Annotated in this window: 17 protein-coding genes; 2 read left to right on the forward strand and 15 right to left on the reverse strand. The window is 69.2% G+C overall.

All coding sequences use genetic code 11. The features are described 5' to 3' along the window. Window positions 1-5: 5 nt before the first annotated feature. Window positions 6-599 (reverse strand): 2-amino-4-hydroxy-6-hydroxymethyldihydropteridine diphosphokinase, encoded by a 594-nt coding sequence (gene folK, locus ESD82_RS14955; protein ID WP_036747547.1) that lies wholly within the window; start codon window positions 597-599, stop codon window positions 6-8. A gap of 12 nt (window positions 600-611) precedes the next feature. On the opposite strand from folK, the gene ESD82_RS14960 reads away from it, so the two are divergent. Then, window positions 612-1163, forward strand: coding sequence for a LabA-like NYN domain-containing protein (locus ESD82_RS14960; RefSeq protein WP_024844554.1), 552 nt, complete (start codon window positions 612-614; stop codon window positions 1161-1163). Between the two features lie 50 nt (window positions 1164-1213). On the opposite strand, the gene ESD82_RS14965 is transcribed toward ESD82_RS14960, so the two are convergent. From ESD82_RS14965 to ESD82_RS14975, 3 genes are all read right to left on the reverse strand, one after another. Then, a complete protein-coding gene (locus ESD82_RS14965) occupies window positions 1214-2605 on the reverse strand; it encodes a peptidoglycan -binding protein (protein WP_147428002.1) in 1392 nt (463 codons plus the stop codon). Further along, window positions 2595-4169 carry a coiled-coil domain-containing protein gene (locus ESD82_RS14970; protein WP_024844552.1) on the reverse strand — a complete coding sequence of 525 codons (1575 nt, stop codon included), beginning with the start codon at window positions 4167-4169 and terminating at the stop codon, window positions 2595-2597. The genes ESD82_RS14965 and ESD82_RS14970 overlap by 11 nt, the downstream gene beginning before the upstream one ends. Window positions 4170-4243: 74 nt before the next feature. Continuing rightward, window positions 4244-4798, reverse strand: coding sequence for a gamma-glutamylcyclotransferase (locus ESD82_RS14975; RefSeq protein ID WP_024844551.1), 555 nt, complete (start codon window positions 4796-4798; stop codon window positions 4244-4246). Between the two features lie 92 nt (window positions 4799-4890). Here ESD82_RS14975 and ESD82_RS14980 point away from each other — a divergent pair, with 92 nt between their 5' ends. Then, window positions 4891-5898, forward strand: a complete 1008-nt coding sequence (locus ESD82_RS14980) for a DUF2125 domain-containing protein (RefSeq protein WP_147428001.1) — start codon at window positions 4891-4893, stop codon at window positions 5896-5898. An 11-nt stretch (window positions 5899-5909) separates the two neighbouring features. Here the strand turns inward: ESD82_RS14980 and ESD82_RS14985 are convergent, their stop codons facing one another. From ESD82_RS14985 to yajC, 11 genes are all read right to left on the reverse strand, one after another. After that, on the reverse strand, window positions 5910-6845 hold the full coding sequence (locus tag ESD82_RS14985; RefSeq protein ID WP_147428000.1) for a prephenate/arogenate dehydrogenase family protein: 936 nt from the start codon (window positions 6843-6845) through the stop codon (window positions 5910-5912). After that, complete coding sequence (gene hisC, locus ESD82_RS14990; protein ID WP_024844548.1) at window positions 6845-7948, reverse strand: histidinol-phosphate transaminase; 1104 nt, start codon at window positions 7946-7948, stop codon at window positions 6845-6847. The genes ESD82_RS14985 and hisC overlap by 1 nt, the downstream gene beginning before the upstream one ends. A 193-nt stretch (window positions 7949-8141) precedes the next feature. Continuing rightward, window positions 8142-8660, reverse strand: a complete 519-nt coding sequence (locus ESD82_RS14995) for a DsbE family thiol:disulfide interchange protein (RefSeq protein ID WP_024844547.1) — start codon at window positions 8658-8660, stop codon at window positions 8142-8144. A gap of 13 nt (window positions 8661-8673) precedes the next feature. Then, complete coding sequence (gene ccmD, locus ESD82_RS15000; protein WP_024844546.1) at window positions 8674-8817, reverse strand: heme exporter protein CcmD; 144 nt, start codon at window positions 8815-8817, stop codon at window positions 8674-8676. After that, on the reverse strand, window positions 8814-9539 hold the full coding sequence (locus ESD82_RS15005) for a heme ABC transporter permease (RefSeq protein WP_024844545.1): 726 nt from the start codon (window positions 9537-9539) through the stop codon (window positions 8814-8816). The genes ccmD and ESD82_RS15005 overlap by 4 nt, the downstream gene beginning before the upstream one ends. A 52-nt stretch (window positions 9540-9591) precedes the next feature. Further along, window positions 9592-10248: a heme exporter protein CcmB gene (ccmB, locus tag ESD82_RS15010; RefSeq protein WP_024844544.1), complete on the reverse strand. Its 657-nt coding sequence runs from the start codon at window positions 10246-10248 to the stop codon at window positions 9592-9594. Between the two features lie 55 nt (window positions 10249-10303). Beyond that, entirely contained in the window at window positions 10304-10936 is a 633-nt protein-coding gene (gene ccmA / locus ESD82_RS15015; RefSeq protein ID WP_147427999.1) for a heme ABC exporter ATP-binding protein CcmA, read from the reverse strand. Beyond that, window positions 10933-11289: an Mth938-like domain-containing protein gene (locus ESD82_RS15020; RefSeq protein ID WP_024844542.1), complete on the reverse strand. Its 357-nt coding sequence runs from the start codon at window positions 11287-11289 to the stop codon at window positions 10933-10935. The genes ccmA and ESD82_RS15020 overlap by 4 nt, the downstream gene beginning before the upstream one ends. Then, complete coding sequence (gene secF, locus ESD82_RS15025; RefSeq protein ID WP_147427998.1) at window positions 11289-12281, reverse strand: protein translocase subunit SecF; 993 nt, start codon at window positions 12279-12281, stop codon at window positions 11289-11291. Before secF ends, ESD82_RS15020 begins: the two co-directional genes overlap by 1 nt. 12 nt (window positions 12282-12293) lie before the next feature. Further along, entirely contained in the window at window positions 12294-13958 is a 1665-nt protein-coding gene (secD, locus tag ESD82_RS15030) for a protein translocase subunit SecD (RefSeq protein ID WP_028710318.1), read from the reverse strand. Between the two features lie 16 nt (window positions 13959-13974). Beyond that, on the reverse strand, window positions 13975-14307 hold the full coding sequence (gene yajC / locus ESD82_RS15035) for a preprotein translocase subunit YajC (protein ID WP_024844539.1): 333 nt from the start codon (window positions 14305-14307) through the stop codon (window positions 13975-13977). Window positions 14308-14526 lie beyond the last annotated feature (219 nt).

Consider the following 14526-nt stretch of genomic DNA (forward strand, 5'->3'; position numbering starts at 1 on the left):
AAATGTCAAGCACTTGCCGGCCGCATCCCCGCCAAAGCCTGGGGCGGAAGCGCCGCCAGCATCTGCGCCACGCTGAGCCCAAGGCGGGGATGCACCCAGTTCGGCGCGATCTCGGCCAGGGGGGCCAGGACGAAGCCGCGGTCCTGCATCCGGGGATGGGGCAGGATCAGGTGCGGCGGGGCACGCAGCGCCTGATCCTGCGGCGGCAGGCGGCGCCAATGGTCCTGCACGGCCGCATCGGGCAGCACCAGATCGCCATGGGCCAGCAGGTCCAGGTCCAGCCCCCGCGACTGCCAGCGCCCGCCGTCGCGGCGGCGGCCCAGCTCGGCCTCGATTTCGTGCAACTCGCGCAGCAGTTGTTCGGGCGGAAGGGTGCAGCGGAAAGACGCCGCCGCATTCACATATTCGGGACCGGAACCTGCAGGAAACGCGGGCGTAAACCAGAAGCGGCTGAAGGCAACCGGCACAACCTGCGGTAATTGCGACAACTTTTTCAGCGCAAAACGCAGGCTTTCCGGCGGCGAACCTGCCGAACTAGGCAGGTTTGCACCCAGGGCAACCAAGGCTAAGTTCGCTTTCTGACTTGGGTTTCGAGACATCTCGGGGGAAACGTGTTTTACAAGGACGACCGGCTGGCGTTGTTCATTGACGGGTCGAATCTTTATGCTGCGGCAAAGTCGCTGGGCTTCGATATCGACTACAAGCTGCTGCGGCAGGAATTCGAACGGCGCGGCAAGCTGGTCCGCGCCTATTATTATACGGCATTGCTGGAGAACGAGGACTACTCACCGATCCGTCCGCTGGTCGATTGGCTGCATTACAACGGCTATTCCATGGTGACGAAACCCGCGCGCGAATATACCGACGCGCTGGGGCGCCGCAAGGTCAAGGGCAACATGGATGTCGAATTGGTTATCAACGCCATGGAACTGGCGCCGCGGCTGGATCATGCGGTGCTGTTTTCCGGCGACGGCGACTTCCGGCCGCTGGTCGAGGCGCTGCAGCGCCAAGGCGTGCGGGTCTCGGTGGTCTCGACCATGCGCAGCCAGCCGCCGATGATCGCCGACGAATTGCGCCGCCAGGCCGACAATTTCATCGAGCTGGACGCGCTGCGCGACATCATCGGCCGCCCGCCGCGCGAAGCCGCCCCGCAGGAAAGCTGACCCGCCACGGGGCCTGCACCATCGACGCCTGACAGCGGCCTGCCACGCGCCTAGCGTTCGGTCAGCTTCAGTTCGATGCGGCGGTTGCGGGCGCGGGCCTCGGGCGTGTCACCCTGCGCCACCGGGCGGGTGTCGGCGAAACCGGCCGGCGCCAGGCGGGTCACCGGAAAGCCCAGTTCCTCCACCATGTAGCGCACCACCGCCAGCGCGCGGGCCTGGCTGAGTTCCCAGTTGTCGCGATAGCGCCCCAGCCCCGAAAGCGGTACGTCGTCGGTATGGCCGTCCACGCGGATCATCCAGTCGATCTCGGGCGGGATCTCGGCCGAGATCTGCCCCAGCATCTCCGCCACCCGCGCGATCTGCGCCTGGCCTTCGGGCGACAGCGTCGCCTCGCCCGGCGCGAACAGCACTTCCGAGGAAAAGACGAAGCGGTCGCCCACGACCTGCACGCCCTCGCGTCCGGCAAGGATCTGCGACAGCCGCCCGAAGAACTCCGAGCGATAGCGGGCCAGATCCCTGGCCTCGGCCTCGGCCCTGCTGCGCGCCTCCTCTTCCAGCGCGCGGCGCTTGCGTTCCTCCTCGGCGGCGCGCAGCAGGGCGACGTTCAGCTGCCGGCCCAGATCCTCGGCGCGCAGATCGGCCTCGCGGCGCTCATCGCCCGCCGCATCCAGCACCGCGCGCAGGCTGCCCAGCTGGTCGTTGAGCCGCGCGACCTGCTGGTTCAGCGCGGCCAGCCGGCGCTGGTCCTCGGCCGACAGCGCCTCTTGTTCGGACAGTTCCTGCCGGGCCAGGGCCAGCAGGGCGGCCTGCTTCTCGGCCTCGCTGGCCTGGGCCTCGGCCTGCTCGCCCAGCTGCCTCTTGGCAGCCTCGGCGGCGGCCAGCAGGGTCAGGGTTTCCTCGGCCTCCTTGCGCGCCGCCTCCAGTTCCAGGGTGGCGGCATCGAGTTCCGCATCCGACCTGGCCAGCCGCTCGCGCAGCGCCTCGGCGGCGGCCGCATCGGCCAGCCGCGCGGTCTCGGTCTCGTCCAGCTGCTGCTGCGTTTCGGCATTCCGCCGCCGCAGATCGCCGATCAGCGCCTCCAGCGCCTCGCGCCGGGCGGCGGCCAGCCGCGCCGCCTCGGCCTGGGCGTCGATCTCGGCCCGCGCCGCGGCCACGGCCTGTTCCGAGCGCCGCAGCCGGTCGCGCTCGGCCGCCAGGTCGCGGTCCAGCGAGGCCGCCCGCGCCTGCGAGGTAGACAGCGCATCCGAAAGCTCGGCCACCTGCCGGCCAAGCTGGTCCAGCTCGCTGTCCTGGGTGGTGATCTGGTCGCGCAGCACCGATTGCACCAGCAAAAAGATGGTCAGCACGAACATCATGACCATCAGGAGCGCCGTCATCGCATCGACGAATCCCGGCCAGATCGTCGCAGAGAAACGGTTGCCGCCGCCCCGGCTAAGCCCCATCGCCGCGCTCCAGGTTGCGGATCGCGCGGGTCAGCGCCGCAAGGTCGCTGCGCAATTCGGCGATCAGGCCGTCGCGGCCGCTGGCGCTTTCCTCGACCAGCCGGCCCAGTTGCACGTCGATGGACCGCAGCCGCATCCGCGCCTCGGGATCGTCGCCCGAGGCGGCGGCCGGCTTTTGTGCGCCGAGTTCCAACAGCCGCTCCTGTCCCTCGGCCAGCCGCTCCAGCGCGCGCGCGAGCCGGGCATCCTCGGGCGACGATCCCGAGGCAAGCGCCGCCAGCCGCTCCTGCCCCTCGGCCAACCGCTCCAGCATCGCGGGCAGCGCCGGATCATGGCGCGGCTCGGCGGCAAGCCGGTCCTGCCCTTCGGCCAGCCGCTCCAGCAAGGCGACCAGATCCGGATCGCGGCGCGGCTCGGCCAGCCCGCCGATGGCCCGCTCGACCCCGGACAGGGCCTGGGCCGTCGCCTCGCGCTCGGCGGCCAGCGTCTCGCCCAGCCGATCCCGGTCCGTGCCCAGCAGCGCGGCCAGCCGCTCCACCCCCTCGGCCAGGGCCAGCGAGCGCTGGTCGGCGGCGGCGGCTTCCTGGTCGCGCAACTCGTCGCGGCTGGCATAGAACGCCTGCAAGCCGGCCATCTGCGCCTCGACCCGCTCGATGAAACCGGCCAGAGCCGCCTCGCCCAGCCCTTGCCCCTCCGCGCCGCCCAGGCCGATGCGGGTGAAACCCGACATCCATTCCTCGAGCTCGCGATAGAAGCGGTTCTGGCCATGGGCGACGAACAGCTCCAGCAGCCCGACCACCAGCGAGCCCGCCAGGCCCAGCAGCGAGCTGGAAAAGGCCGTGGCCATGCCGCCCAGCTGCGATTCCAGCCCGGTCATCAGCTTGTTGAACACCTCGAGCCCGGATTCGCCTTCCTGCGGCGCCAGCGCGCGGATCGTGTCCACCACCGCCGGCACCGTGGTCGCAAGCCCGTAGAACGTGCCCAGCAGGCCCAGGAAGATCAGCAGGTTCGCCAGGTAGCGGGTGATGTCGCGCGCCTCGTCGATTCGCGTCGCCACCGATTCCAGGATCGAGCGCGAGGATTCGGTCGAGATCGCGCCCCCCACCGGCCCGCGCTGCCCCAGAAGCGCGGCCAGGGGCGCCAGCAGCCGCGGTGCGTCATCCGGCCCGGCCGGCTCGGCCGCGCTGACCCCGCGTTCGGCGGCGGCGCGGCGCCGGGCGGCGAAACGCTCGATCCAGCTGACAGATTTCACCAGCTCGGCCACCTGCCAGAAGCAGCCCAGCACGCCCATGACGAAGACCGCCAGGATCAGCCCGTTCAGATATTCGTTCGAATGAAAGATCGAGACGATCCGGCCATAGGCGAACCATGCCCCGGCCACGACCAGCACCAGCACGATCAGCATCAGCACGATCTGCCGGACCGGCTGCGAGAATTGCGGTGGCGCCGGGCCGGCCCCGCCCGCGCCCCCGTCGCGCGTCGCCGCCAGCCGGGCGGCGCGAGAGCGGCGGCCTTCCGACGCGGCGGGCGGCCCCTCGGGCGGTTCGGCGTCAGTTCGGGACAAGTTCCACCCCCTTGCTGTTTTCCGGGCCGACTGTAGAGGCCGGACCCGCGCCTGCCAAGCGCCCTCGCGCCTGTCTATTTCCCGCCGGGCTGCAACAGCCCGCGGACCTGCCGCACCAGTTCGGCCATGGCCCGGTCCTCGATGCCCATCTGCGCCAGATGCCGGGCGGTATTGAACAGGTAATCCGCGTTCGGCCCCCGCCCGCCCTGCGCCAGGGCGATGATGCGAGCCTGTTCGTTCAGTTCCAGCGGGCCGGCATATTGGTCATGGTCGCGCCGGATCACATAGGTGATCGCCTCGACGCCGCGGCCGTCCTCCAGGACCAGCGGCAGGAAAAGCTCGGCATAGGCGTTGGTGGTCAGTTCGCGCGCGCGCAGCCCGGCCAGCGTCTCGTCCCAGTCCGGCTCGGCCACGCGCAGGGCCAGGCCCCGGCAATGCGCCCCCGGATCGGCATCCAGGCCCAGCACCAGGCCCGGCCGCTCGCTTGTGCCGCGATAGACGATCGAGCGCAGGCAGAAGCTGCGGGCATAGCCGTCCAGCCTTGCCGGCACCATCTCGGCCACGGGAAAGCCCGGATCCCACATCAGCGAGCCATAGGCAAAGACCCAATGCTCCGGCCGTTCACCCATTCTTTACCCCGGCACCCTAGATAATTCGGTCAGGAAAAACTTAGGACAGCGGGATCGGCGTTCCAAGACGCCATGACATGCGCGAGGACAGGATGCGCCGATTGCTAGCCCCCCTGATCGTTCTGGCCCTGGTCCTGGGCGGCCTGTGGCTGGGTGCAGAAAGCCTGGCGGCGCAGCAATTGCGCCGGATTGCGGCCGGGCAGCCCGCGGCGAAGCTGGAGACGGTGCAGGAATTGCGCGACCCGCGGCGGCTCGGGGTGCGGGCCCTGGCGGTGGAGATGCAGACCGATCTCGGCCGCGTCGAACTGTCGCAGGCCGAGCTTTGGCTCAGCCCGCTGCGGCCCAGCGAATTGCGGCTGGCGCTGCCGCCCCGCGCGGTGCTCGATCCCGGTTCGGGTCCGCTGGATCTGGGCCTCGGCGATGCCGCCGCCCGGCTGCGCGTGCAGCCGCTGAACGGGCTGGCCATGGCCTCGGCCCGGATCGAGGCCGGCCCCCTGACGGTCGAGGGCGCGGCGCTTGCCACGCGGCTGCGTGCCGACGCGGTGCGGCGCGATCTCGATGCGGATGCGCCGGCGGGTGCCGCGGCGGCCTATGACCTGGATATCAGCCTCGACGATCTGGAGCCCGGCCTGTTCGCGACCCTGCCCCTGCCCGGCCGGCTCAGCCTGGCCGCCACCGGGCGGGTCTGGCTGGATGCCCTGCCCCGTCCGGCGACGTTGGACCCCGACCGGTCGCCGCTGCCTGTGGGCTTGCGGCTCGACGATGCCGAACTGCGCCTGGGCGCGGTGCAGGCACGTATCCTGGGCCGGATCGAGGCGGATGCCCAGGGCCGCGCCCGGGGCCGGCTCGTGGTCTATACCAGCGATGCCGAGTCGCTGTTGCAGGCCGCCGCCACGGCCGGGCTCATCCCGCCCAGGGTGGTGGTGCTGGCCGGCACCATGCTGAAGAACATCTCGGACCTGCCGCTCCCCGAGGATGCCGGCCTGCGCTTCCCCCCCGCGGCCAAGGGCGAACTGCGCCTGCCGCTGAACTTCGCCGATGGCAGGATGAGCCTTGGCCCGATGGTGCTGGGCCCGGCCCCGACCTTCCCGCGGCGCTAGGGCCCCCGCCGCTAGGGTTTCGGCGCCTCGCCCGCGGCCAGGCTGCGGCCGAAATCGGGCGCCGCGGTATCCTGCCCGGCCTCGATGATGCCGCGCCGGATCGCCCGCGTGCGGGTGAAGTAGTCGTGCAGGTGCTGGCCGTCGCCCATGCGGATCGCCCGCTGCAGCACGAAAAGCTCCTCGGTGAAGCGGCCCAGGATGTCCAGCACCGCCTCCTTGTTCTGCAGGAACACGTCGCGCCACATGGTCGGGTCCGAGGCGGCGATGCGGGTGAAATCCCGAAAGCCCGCGGCGGAATACTTGATGACCTCGCTTTCGGTGACGCGCTTGAGGTGATCGGCCACCCCCACCATGGTATAGGCGATCAGGTGCGGCGTATGGCTGGTCACCGCCAGCACCAGGTCGTGATGGGCGGCATCCATCGCCTCGACATTGGCGCCCATGGCACGGATCAGCGCCGACAGCCGCTCGACCGCCGCCGGATCGCTGCCCTCGACCGGGGTCAGCAGCCACCAGCGGTTGCGAAACAGCGAGGCGAAGCCCGAGCGTGGCCCGGAATGCTCGGTCCCGGCCAGCGGATGGCCGGGGATGAAATGTGCGCCCGCGGGGATATGCGGCGCCACCGCCTCGATCACCGCCTGCTTGACCGAGCCTACATCGGTCACGGTCGCGCCCGGCTTCAGATGCGGCGCGATCTCGGCCGCGACCGCGCCCATGGCGCCGACCGGCACCGCCAGCACCACCAGATCGGCACCTTGCACCGCCTCGGCGGCGCTTTCGGCCACGCGGTCGACCAGCCCGATCTCGGCCGCGACGGCACGGGTCTCGGGGCTGCGGGCATGGCCTACCACCTCACCGGCCAGCCCCGCCTCGCGCATGGCAAGCGACATCGAGCCGGCGATCAGCCCCAGCCCGATCAGCGCCACGCGATCATAGATCACGGCCATCAATGGCTTCCCGCCCGCTCGGCCATGAACTGCCCGATGACATGGGCCACGCGCCGGCACGAGGCCTCGTCGCCCACGGTGATACGCAGGCAATGCGGCAGGCCGTAGCCGGCGACGCGGCGCACGATCAGCCCCTGAGCCTTGAGATAGTCGTCGCAGGCCTCGGCCGTCCCCGCATCGGCAAAGCGCGCCAGGACGAAATTCGCGCAGGACGTATCCGAGGGCACCCCCTTCTCGGCCAAGGCCTCGGCCAGCCAGGCGCGCAAGCGGGCGTTCTCGACCTGGCAGCGGGCGATATGCTCGCGGTCGCGCATGGCGGCTTCGGCGCCCTCCAGCGCGACATTGGACAGGTTGAAGGGGCCGCGGATGCGGTTCAGCACATCGACGATCTCGCGCGGGCCATAACCCCAGCCGACGCGCAAGCCCCCAAGCCCGTAGATCTTGGAAAAGGTCCGGGTCATGAACACGTTGGGCAGCCGGCTCGCCAATTCGGCGCCGCCATCGTAATCCTCGACATATTCGGCATAGGCGGCATCGACCACCAGGATCGCCTGCGGCACGGCGCGGGCCAGCCGCTCCAGTTCCGGCAGGCCGATCATGGTGCCGGTCGGGTTGTTCGGATTGGCGACGAAGACCAGCCGCGTGCGCTCGGTAGCGCCCGCGATCAGCGCGTCGATATCGGTGACGCGGTCGCGCTCGGCCACCTGCACCGGGGTCGCGCCGGCGGCATGGGCCGAGATGCGGTACATCAGGAAGCCGTGCTCGGTGAACAGCACCTCGGTCCCCGGCCCGGCATAGGCCTGGCACAGGAAATGGATGATCTCGTCCGAACCCACGCCGCAGATGATACGGTCCGGGTCCAGCCCATGCACCTCGCCGATGGCGGCGCGCAGCCCGGCATGGTCGGTATTGGGATAGCGATGCAGCGCATGGGCGGCGCGGATCACCGCCTCGCGCGCCTTGTCCGACGGCCCGAAGGGGTTCTCGTTCGAGGAAAGCTTCACGACATTCTCGACCCCGGCCACCTTCGAGGCCCCGCCTTCGTAAAGCGAGATCTCCATGATGCCGGGTTGCGGAGCGATGGTCGTCTGGTTTTGCGACATGGCGGCCCTCTTGCAAGCCCGGCCGTCTTAGCGCCCGAAGAAAGGCTTGGAAAGCCTTGTCGGCCCGTGGCCTTCACCGTTTTCCAAATACTTCCGCGACAGTGCGCAGGCTGCGCCGACGGCGCCGCGCGCGCCCCAGGCTTCTTCGTTCCGAAAATACCCCAGCAAGGCCGCAGCCAAGCCGGCGCCGCCGTCACTCGGCCGCCAGCGCCTTTTCCAGCTCGGGCAGGAATCGGTTCGTGTAATCCTCGCGCACCAGCGGCCCGGCATGGCGGTAAAGGATGCGTCCCGAGCCGTCGATGATGAAGGTTTCGGGCGGCGCGGTCACGCCCCAATCGATCGCCACCCGGCCGCGCGGATCGGTGGCCAGCGCGTGATAGGGATCGCCATGTTCGGACAGGAACCCCAGCGCGGCGCCCTCGGGATCCTTCAGGTCGACACCATAGACCGGCAGCCGGGCCGAAAGCTCGGTCAGCGTCGGATGCTCGGCGCGGCAGGGCGGGCACCAGCTGGCCCAGAAGTTGACCAGCTTCACCCCCGGCTGGCGCAGCATCTCGTCGGTCAGCTGCACCTTGCCCGGCAGCGTGGTCTCGCCGACCGCGGGCGCCTCGCGCCCGATCATGGCCGAGGGCAGCGCGTCGGGATCGTCGCGCAACAGCGCCCAGCCGGCAAGAGCGGCGAAACCGGCAAAGACCGCCACCGGCAGCAGCATCATCGGCGATATCCTAGCCACGGCGTTCATGCTCCTGCAATTCGCGGCGGGCGCGGGCATTGGCCAGCACGGTCTGGACGACGATGCCGACCAGCAGCACCAGGCTGGCGCCATAGGCGGCCAGGACGGTCCCGGCATATTTGCCAAGTTCTGTCATGCGCGGTTCTCCCTTGCCAGCAGGGCCGCCAGGCGGCGGCGGCGGATCTCGGTCCGGGTGCGGACCAGCAGCAGCGCCAGGAACAGCAGGAAAAACCCCGCCATGGTCAGGTAGAGCGGATAGCGATAGACCGCCGACATCCGCTCGCCCGGCGCCATGGACAGCGAGGCGCCCTGATGCAGGCCCTGGTTCCAGAAGTTCACCGCATAGCGCGACAAGAGCGCAAAGACCGAGCCGACCAGGCACAGCACCCCGGTCAGGTCGGCGGCGCTGTCGGGATTCTCGACCGCCCCCCACAGCGCCATGTAGCCCAGATAGAACAGGAACAGGATCAGGAACGAGGTCAGCCGCGGATCCCATTCCCACCAGGTGCCCCACATCGGCTGGCCCCAGATCGCCCCGGTGATCAGCGCGATCAGCGTCATCACCGCGCCGACGGGCGCAGCCGCCTTGGCGGCCAGCGCGCTGACATGGTGGCGCCGCACCAGCCAGATCAGCGAAGTCACCAGCATCATCAGCCAGATGTTGATCGCCATCAGCGCCGCGGGCACGTGCAGGAAGATGATCTTGACCGTCGATCCCTGCTTGTAGTCCTGGGGCGTCAGGAAGCCCCAGACCAGCCCCGCCACGGTGCAGACCGCAGCAGCCGCCACCACCCAGGGTAGCACGGCGCCCGAGGTGCGCATGAACTTGACGGGGTTGGCATATTCCCAGATTGACATGTTCGCTTCCTAAATCGGGCGCGGCGCCCGCTCAAGTGGCCAGTGGTCGCGTTCACCGCAGATTGACACGCAGCGCAGCGGCTGCGGCAAAGGGTGCCAGGGCCAATGTGGCCAGCGTGATCGCCGCCAGGAAGACCAAAGGCGTCACCGGATCGGCCCCTGCGGCACCTCGCCGCACCGCCTCGGCCCCGAAGATCAGCGTCGGCACGTAAAGCGGCAGCACCAGGAGCGACATGAGCAGCCCGCCGCGGCGCAGCCCCACCGTTACCGCCGCACCGAAGGCGCCCAGCATCGACAGCGCCGGCGTGCCCAGCATCAGCGAGGCGACCAGCCAGGGATAGGCCGGCCCCGGCAGATGCAGCAGCAGCCCGAAGACCGGCGCCGACAGCGCCAGCGGCAGGCCCGTCACCAGCCAATGCGCGACGGCCTTGATCGCCACCGTCCCCTCCAGCGGCAGGGGCGCGGTGGCCAGCAGGTCCAGGCTGCCATCCTCGAAATCCAGGGCGAAGATGCGGTCCAGAGACAGCAGGCAGGACAGCAGCGCCCCCACCCACAGGATGCCCGGCGCGATGCGGGAAAGCTGGCCGCCCTCGGGGCCGACGCCGAAGGGAACCAGCGTGCAGACGATCAGGAAGAATGCCAGCGCCAGGCCGAAGCCGCCGCCGGCGCGCGTGGCCAGCCGCAGGTCGCGGATCAGCAGCGCCTTCATCCGCCCGCCCCCGTCCGGCCATTGCTCATCCGCCGATCCTCCACCCGCCCGCTCCTTATCCGAATGCTTCGTTGAAGCCGGCCGGCCTGGCTTCGCGGCGGGCCTGGCTGGCGCGATAGGGGCCAAGCTCCAGGATCTCGGCCTCGGGCAGGCCCAGTTCGATATGGGTGGCAATCACCGCCGCCCCGCCCCGGCCCAGATGGGCGCGCAGCATGGCGGCGAACAGCGACACCGAATCGCGGTCCAGCGACACCGTCGGCTCGTCGAGCAGCCAGACCGGGCGGCCCGTCACCATCAGCCGCGCCAGCCCCAGCCGCCGCTTCTGCCCGGCGGACAGCGCATGGGCCGGGCGGTCGGCCAATTCGCGCAGGTTCATCGCGTCGAGCGCCCCGGCAATATCCTCGCCGCCAAAGATCTCGGCCCAGAAGCGCAGGTTCTCGGCCGCACTCAGCGCCGGCTTCAGCCCGTCGGAATGGCCGGCATAGGCAATGGCGTCGGGTGCGGCCTCGATCACTCCCGCCACCGCCGGCTGAAGCCCCGCCAGGCTGCGCAGCAGCGTGGTCTTGCCGATGCCGTTCGGCCCGCGCAGCACCAGTGCCCCGCCGGCGGCAAGGTCGAAGCTGACGCCCTCGACGGCACGCAGCCCGCCGCGCGCCACCGCCAGGTCGCGGACCGCAAGCAGGCTCATAGCGGGACCAGCGCGCAGGCCACGCGCCGGCCCTCGGACAGCGTGACGTTGTAGCTGCGCGCGGCCGAGGGCGAGCTCATCGGCTCGGCCATGATCCCGGCCGCTTCCAGCGCGGCGGCCAGCTCGGGCGGCGGAAAGGCGATCTCGGCCCCCATGCCCAGGAAAAGCACGTCCACCCGCCCGGCCAGCGCCAGCAGGGCGGCACGGTCATCCAGCCCGCCCCAGGGCTGCACGCCCTGGGCGGTGACGATCACCGCGCCGTGATGCGCCACGCCGCCGACGCGAAAGAAGCCGGGGCCGTAGCCGTCCACCGGCACGGCCCCGGAAAATTCCGTCGGCACCATCATGGGCATCAGGGCGCATCCCGGAAGGCGGCGGGAATGTCCTCGCCCGGCGCCTTTTCGCTGGGACCGGGCTTGGACCAGTCGCGCTTGACGCCCAGCCACAGCACGATGTTCTTGGCGACATAGATCGTCGAATAGCAGCCCACGATCACGCCCCAGAGCATGGCGATGACGAAGTCGCGGATCACGTCGCCGCCGAAGATCAGCATCGCGGTCAGCGCGATGGCGGTGGTGACGGCGGTCATGATGGTGCGCGACAGCGTCTCGTTGCAGGTCAGGTTCATCAGGTCGAGCAGCGGCCGCGTCTTGTACTTGATCAGGTTCTCGCGCAGCCGGTCGAAGACCACGACCGTATCGTTGCACGAAAAGCCCAGCGTCGTCAGCAGCGCCGCGATGGTGGTCAGGTCGAAGCGCAGCTGGAACAGCGAGAACAGCCCGACCGTCAGCAGCACGTCATGGATCAGCGAGATCACCGCCCCCAGCGCGAACTGCCATTCGAAGCGCAGCCAGATATAGAACATGATGCCGATGGTCGCCGCGCCCACGGCATAGAGCGCAGTCTTGATCAGCTCGCCCGAAACCTTGGGCCCGACCGATTCCACCGCGGCAAAGACCACCTGCGGATCGACGGTGTGCAGCGCCGCCTCGATCTCGTTCAGCTGCTCGGGCGTGACCGATCCGGTCTCGTCCGTGGTGCCGATGCGGATCATCGCCACATGCTTGGTGGTGCCGAAGGCCGGGTCGAAGACCTCGGTGATCGAGACGTCGCCCAGGTCCAGGTCATTGAGCGCCTGCCGGTAATCGCCGACATCGAAGGCCGTCGGGCTTTCGGTGCGGATGGTGGTGCCGCCCTTGAAGTCGATGCCGAAGTTCAGCCCCATCACCAGCAGCAGCAGGACCGAGCCGACCATGGCCGCGGCCGAGACGCCGAAGGTCAGCCATTGCCAGCGGAAGAAGTTGAAGCTGGTATTGTCGGGAACGAGTTTCAGACGAAATGCCATGGTCCTGCTCCCTTACAAGATCAGTTCTTTGGGCTTGCGCCATTCCAGCCAGAACACGATCATCAACCGCGTCAGGTAGATGGCGGTGAAGACCGAGGTGACAAGGCCGATGGTCAGCGTGACCGCAAAGCCCTTGACCGGACCCGAGCCCAGGAAGAACATCACCGCGGCCGCGATGAAGCTGGTGACGTTGGCGTCGATGATCGCCGACATCGCCTCGCCGAAGCCGTCGTCGATGGCCTTGACGATGCGCTTGCCGGCGCGCAATTCCTCGCGGATGCGTTCGTAGATGATGACGTTGGCATCGACCGCCGTGCCGACGGTCAGCACGATGCCGGCGATGCCCGGCAGGGTCAGCGTCGCCCCCATCATCGACATGACCGACAGGATCAGGATGACGTTGACGATCACCGCGATCGAGGCGAAGACGCCGAACAACCCGTAGCTTGCGACCATATAGGCCACCACGGCGACCGTGGCGATGATCGAGCTGAGCCGGCCGGCGTCGATCGAATCCTGCCCCAGTTCCGGGCCGATGGTGCGTTCCTCCAGGAAGGTCATCTGCGCCGGCAGGGCGCCCGCGCGCAGCAGCACGGCCAGCCGGGTCGATTCGTCCACGTTCATCGCGCCCGAGATCTGGCCCGAGCCGGTGGTGATCGCCTGCCGGATCACCGGCGCCGAGATCACCTGGTTGTCCAGCACGATGGCGAAGGGCTGGCCGATATTGGCCGAAGTATAGGCCCCGAATCGCTTGGCGCCCGACGGGCCGAAGCGGAAATCCACCGCCGGCTGGCCGTTCTGGTCGAAACTGGGCCGGGCGTCGGTCAGTTCCTCGCCGGTGACGACCGGGTTTTCCTCGATGACATAATAGACGCCGGGCTCGTCCATCGAGGGCAGCAGCACGTTGCCGGTGCCGGGACGCGCATTGGCGTCGGCGGTGCGGCTGACCACCGGGTTGAAGGTCAGCTTCGCGGTGGTTCCGATCAACTGCTTGAGTTCCTCGGCCGAGCCGATGCCGGGCACCTGGATCAGGATGCGGTCCTTGCCCTGGCGCATGATCGTCGGCTCGCGCGTGCCGACCTCGTCGATGCGGCGGCGGATGATCTCCAGCGACTGCTGCACGGTGCGGTCGTCGGTCGCGGCCTTTTCCGCGTCCGAAAGCTGCACCGTCAGCCGGTTGCCCGAGGCCGAGATCGCCAGGTCGCTCTGCCCCGCCCCGGTCAGCGAGGTGACGGGCACGGCCAGGCCGCGGGCGATCTCGACCGCCTTCGCCATCTGATCGGGGTTGCCGATCTCGACCGCCAGCTGGCCCTCGGGCGCTTGGACGCGGCGGACGGCGCCGACCACGTCGCGCTGCGCCGCCAGCGCGTCGCGCAGTTCCGGCCAAAGCGCATCCATCCGCGCCTTGTAGACATCCTGGACATGCACCTCGCCCAGAAGATGGGCGCCGCCGCGCAGGTCGAGGCCCAGATTGACCAGCCCCGAGGGCAGCCAGTCCGGCCAACCGGCGCGGGCGGCGGCGTCTTCCTGGGATTCGAACCCGTTGCGTTCGGCGGCGGTGACGGCGTCGTTATGCTGCTCGACCTTGGTATAGAACAGGTTCGGCATGGCATAGAGCAGACCCAGGGCGACGAGCCCCAGGATCAGCAGACGCTTCCAGAATGGGATGTCCAGCATGGCGGGATGCGGTTCTTCAGCTGTTGGCGGCGGCGGGTTGGGTGCGGTTCACCAGCCCGGTCACGGTCGAGCGGATGACGCGGACCTTGACGCCGGGAGCGATCTCGACCTCAAGCTCGTTGTCGCGCACCGAGGTCACCTTGCCGATCATCCCGCCCTGGGTGACGATCTCGTCGCCCTTTTTCAGCGCCTCGACCATGGCGCGATGTTCCTTCACGCGCTTCTGCTGCGGGCGGATCATCAGGAAATACATGATGACGAAGATCAGGATGAGCGGCAGGAACGAGGCGAGTCCTGCAGCGCCGGAAGCGCCTCCGGCGGCCTGGGCATAGGCGGGGGTCACGAGCATTCAGTCTATCCCTGTGCTGACGTTCTCCGGGAGATCCCCCGGCGGAATTGGCGCGCACCCTATCCGCGGCTCGGACCGATGGCAAGAAAGCCCGGACCTTGGCGCGGGGCGGGTGCGACCTGGGCGCGCCGTGGACATGGGGCCGCGCATGTGGCAGGTCAATGCGACGAGCCGACCAAGGGAGATCACGATGGCCGAGGACAAGGCGCCCCACCCCGC

This window comes from Paracoccus pantotrophus (genome assembly GCF_008824185.1).
Lineage (GTDB): Bacteria > Pseudomonadota > Alphaproteobacteria > Rhodobacterales > Rhodobacteraceae > Paracoccus > Paracoccus pantotrophus.

What these genes read in the sequence shown, in the direction of transcription:
- ESD82_RS14965 (WP_147428002.1), bottom strand. Translation starts at nt 2,605, where the DNA reads ATGGGGCTTAGCCGGGGCGGCGGCAACCGTTTCTCTGCGACGATCTGG.
- ccmD (WP_024844546.1), bottom strand. Translation starts at nt 8,817, where the DNA reads ATGACAGAACTTGGCAAATATGCCGGGACCGTCCTGGCCGCCTATGGC.
- secD (WP_028710318.1), bottom strand. Translation starts at nt 13,958, where the DNA reads ATGCTGGACATCCCATTCTGGAAGCGTCTGCTGATCCTGGGGCTCGTC.
- ESD82_RS14980 (WP_147428001.1), top strand. Translation starts at nt 4,891, where the DNA reads ATGCGCCGATTGCTAGCCCCCCTGATCGTTCTGGCCCTGGTCCTGGGC.
- ccmB (WP_024844544.1), bottom strand. Translation starts at nt 10,248, where the DNA reads ATGAAGGCGCTGCTGATCCGCGACCTGCGGCTGGCCACGCGCGCCGGC.
- yajC (WP_024844539.1), bottom strand. Translation starts at nt 14,307, where the DNA reads ATGCTCGTGACCCCCGCCTATGCCCAGGCCGCCGGAGGCGCTTCCGGC.
- ccmA (WP_147427999.1), bottom strand. Translation starts at nt 10,936, where the DNA reads ATGAGCCTGCTTGCGGTCCGCGACCTGGCGGTGGCGCGCGGCGGGCTG.
- secF (WP_147427998.1), bottom strand. Translation starts at nt 12,281, where the DNA reads ATGGCATTTCGTCTGAAACTCGTTCCCGACAATACCAGCTTCAACTTC.
- ESD82_RS15005 (WP_024844545.1), bottom strand. Translation starts at nt 9,539, where the DNA reads ATGTCAATCTGGGAATATGCCAACCCCGTCAAGTTCATGCGCACCTCG.
- ESD82_RS14995 (WP_024844547.1), bottom strand. Translation starts at nt 8,660, where the DNA reads ATGCTGCTGCCGGTGGCGGTCTTTGCCGGTTTCGCCGCTCTTGCCGGC.
- ESD82_RS14985 (WP_147428000.1), bottom strand. Translation starts at nt 6,845, where the DNA reads ATGGCCGTGATCTATGATCGCGTGGCGCTGATCGGGCTGGGGCTGATC.
- hisC (WP_024844548.1), bottom strand. Translation starts at nt 7,948, where the DNA reads ATGTCGCAAAACCAGACGACCATCGCTCCGCAACCCGGCATCATGGAG.
- folK (WP_036747547.1), bottom strand. Translation starts at nt 599, where the DNA reads ATGTCTCGAAACCCAAGTCAGAAAGCGAACTTAGCCTTGGTTGCCCTG.
- ESD82_RS14975 (WP_024844551.1), bottom strand. Translation starts at nt 4,798, where the DNA reads ATGGGTGAACGGCCGGAGCATTGGGTCTTTGCCTATGGCTCGCTGATG.
- ESD82_RS15020 (WP_024844542.1), bottom strand. Translation starts at nt 11,289, where the DNA reads ATGCCCATGATGGTGCCGACGGAATTTTCCGGGGCCGTGCCGGTGGAC.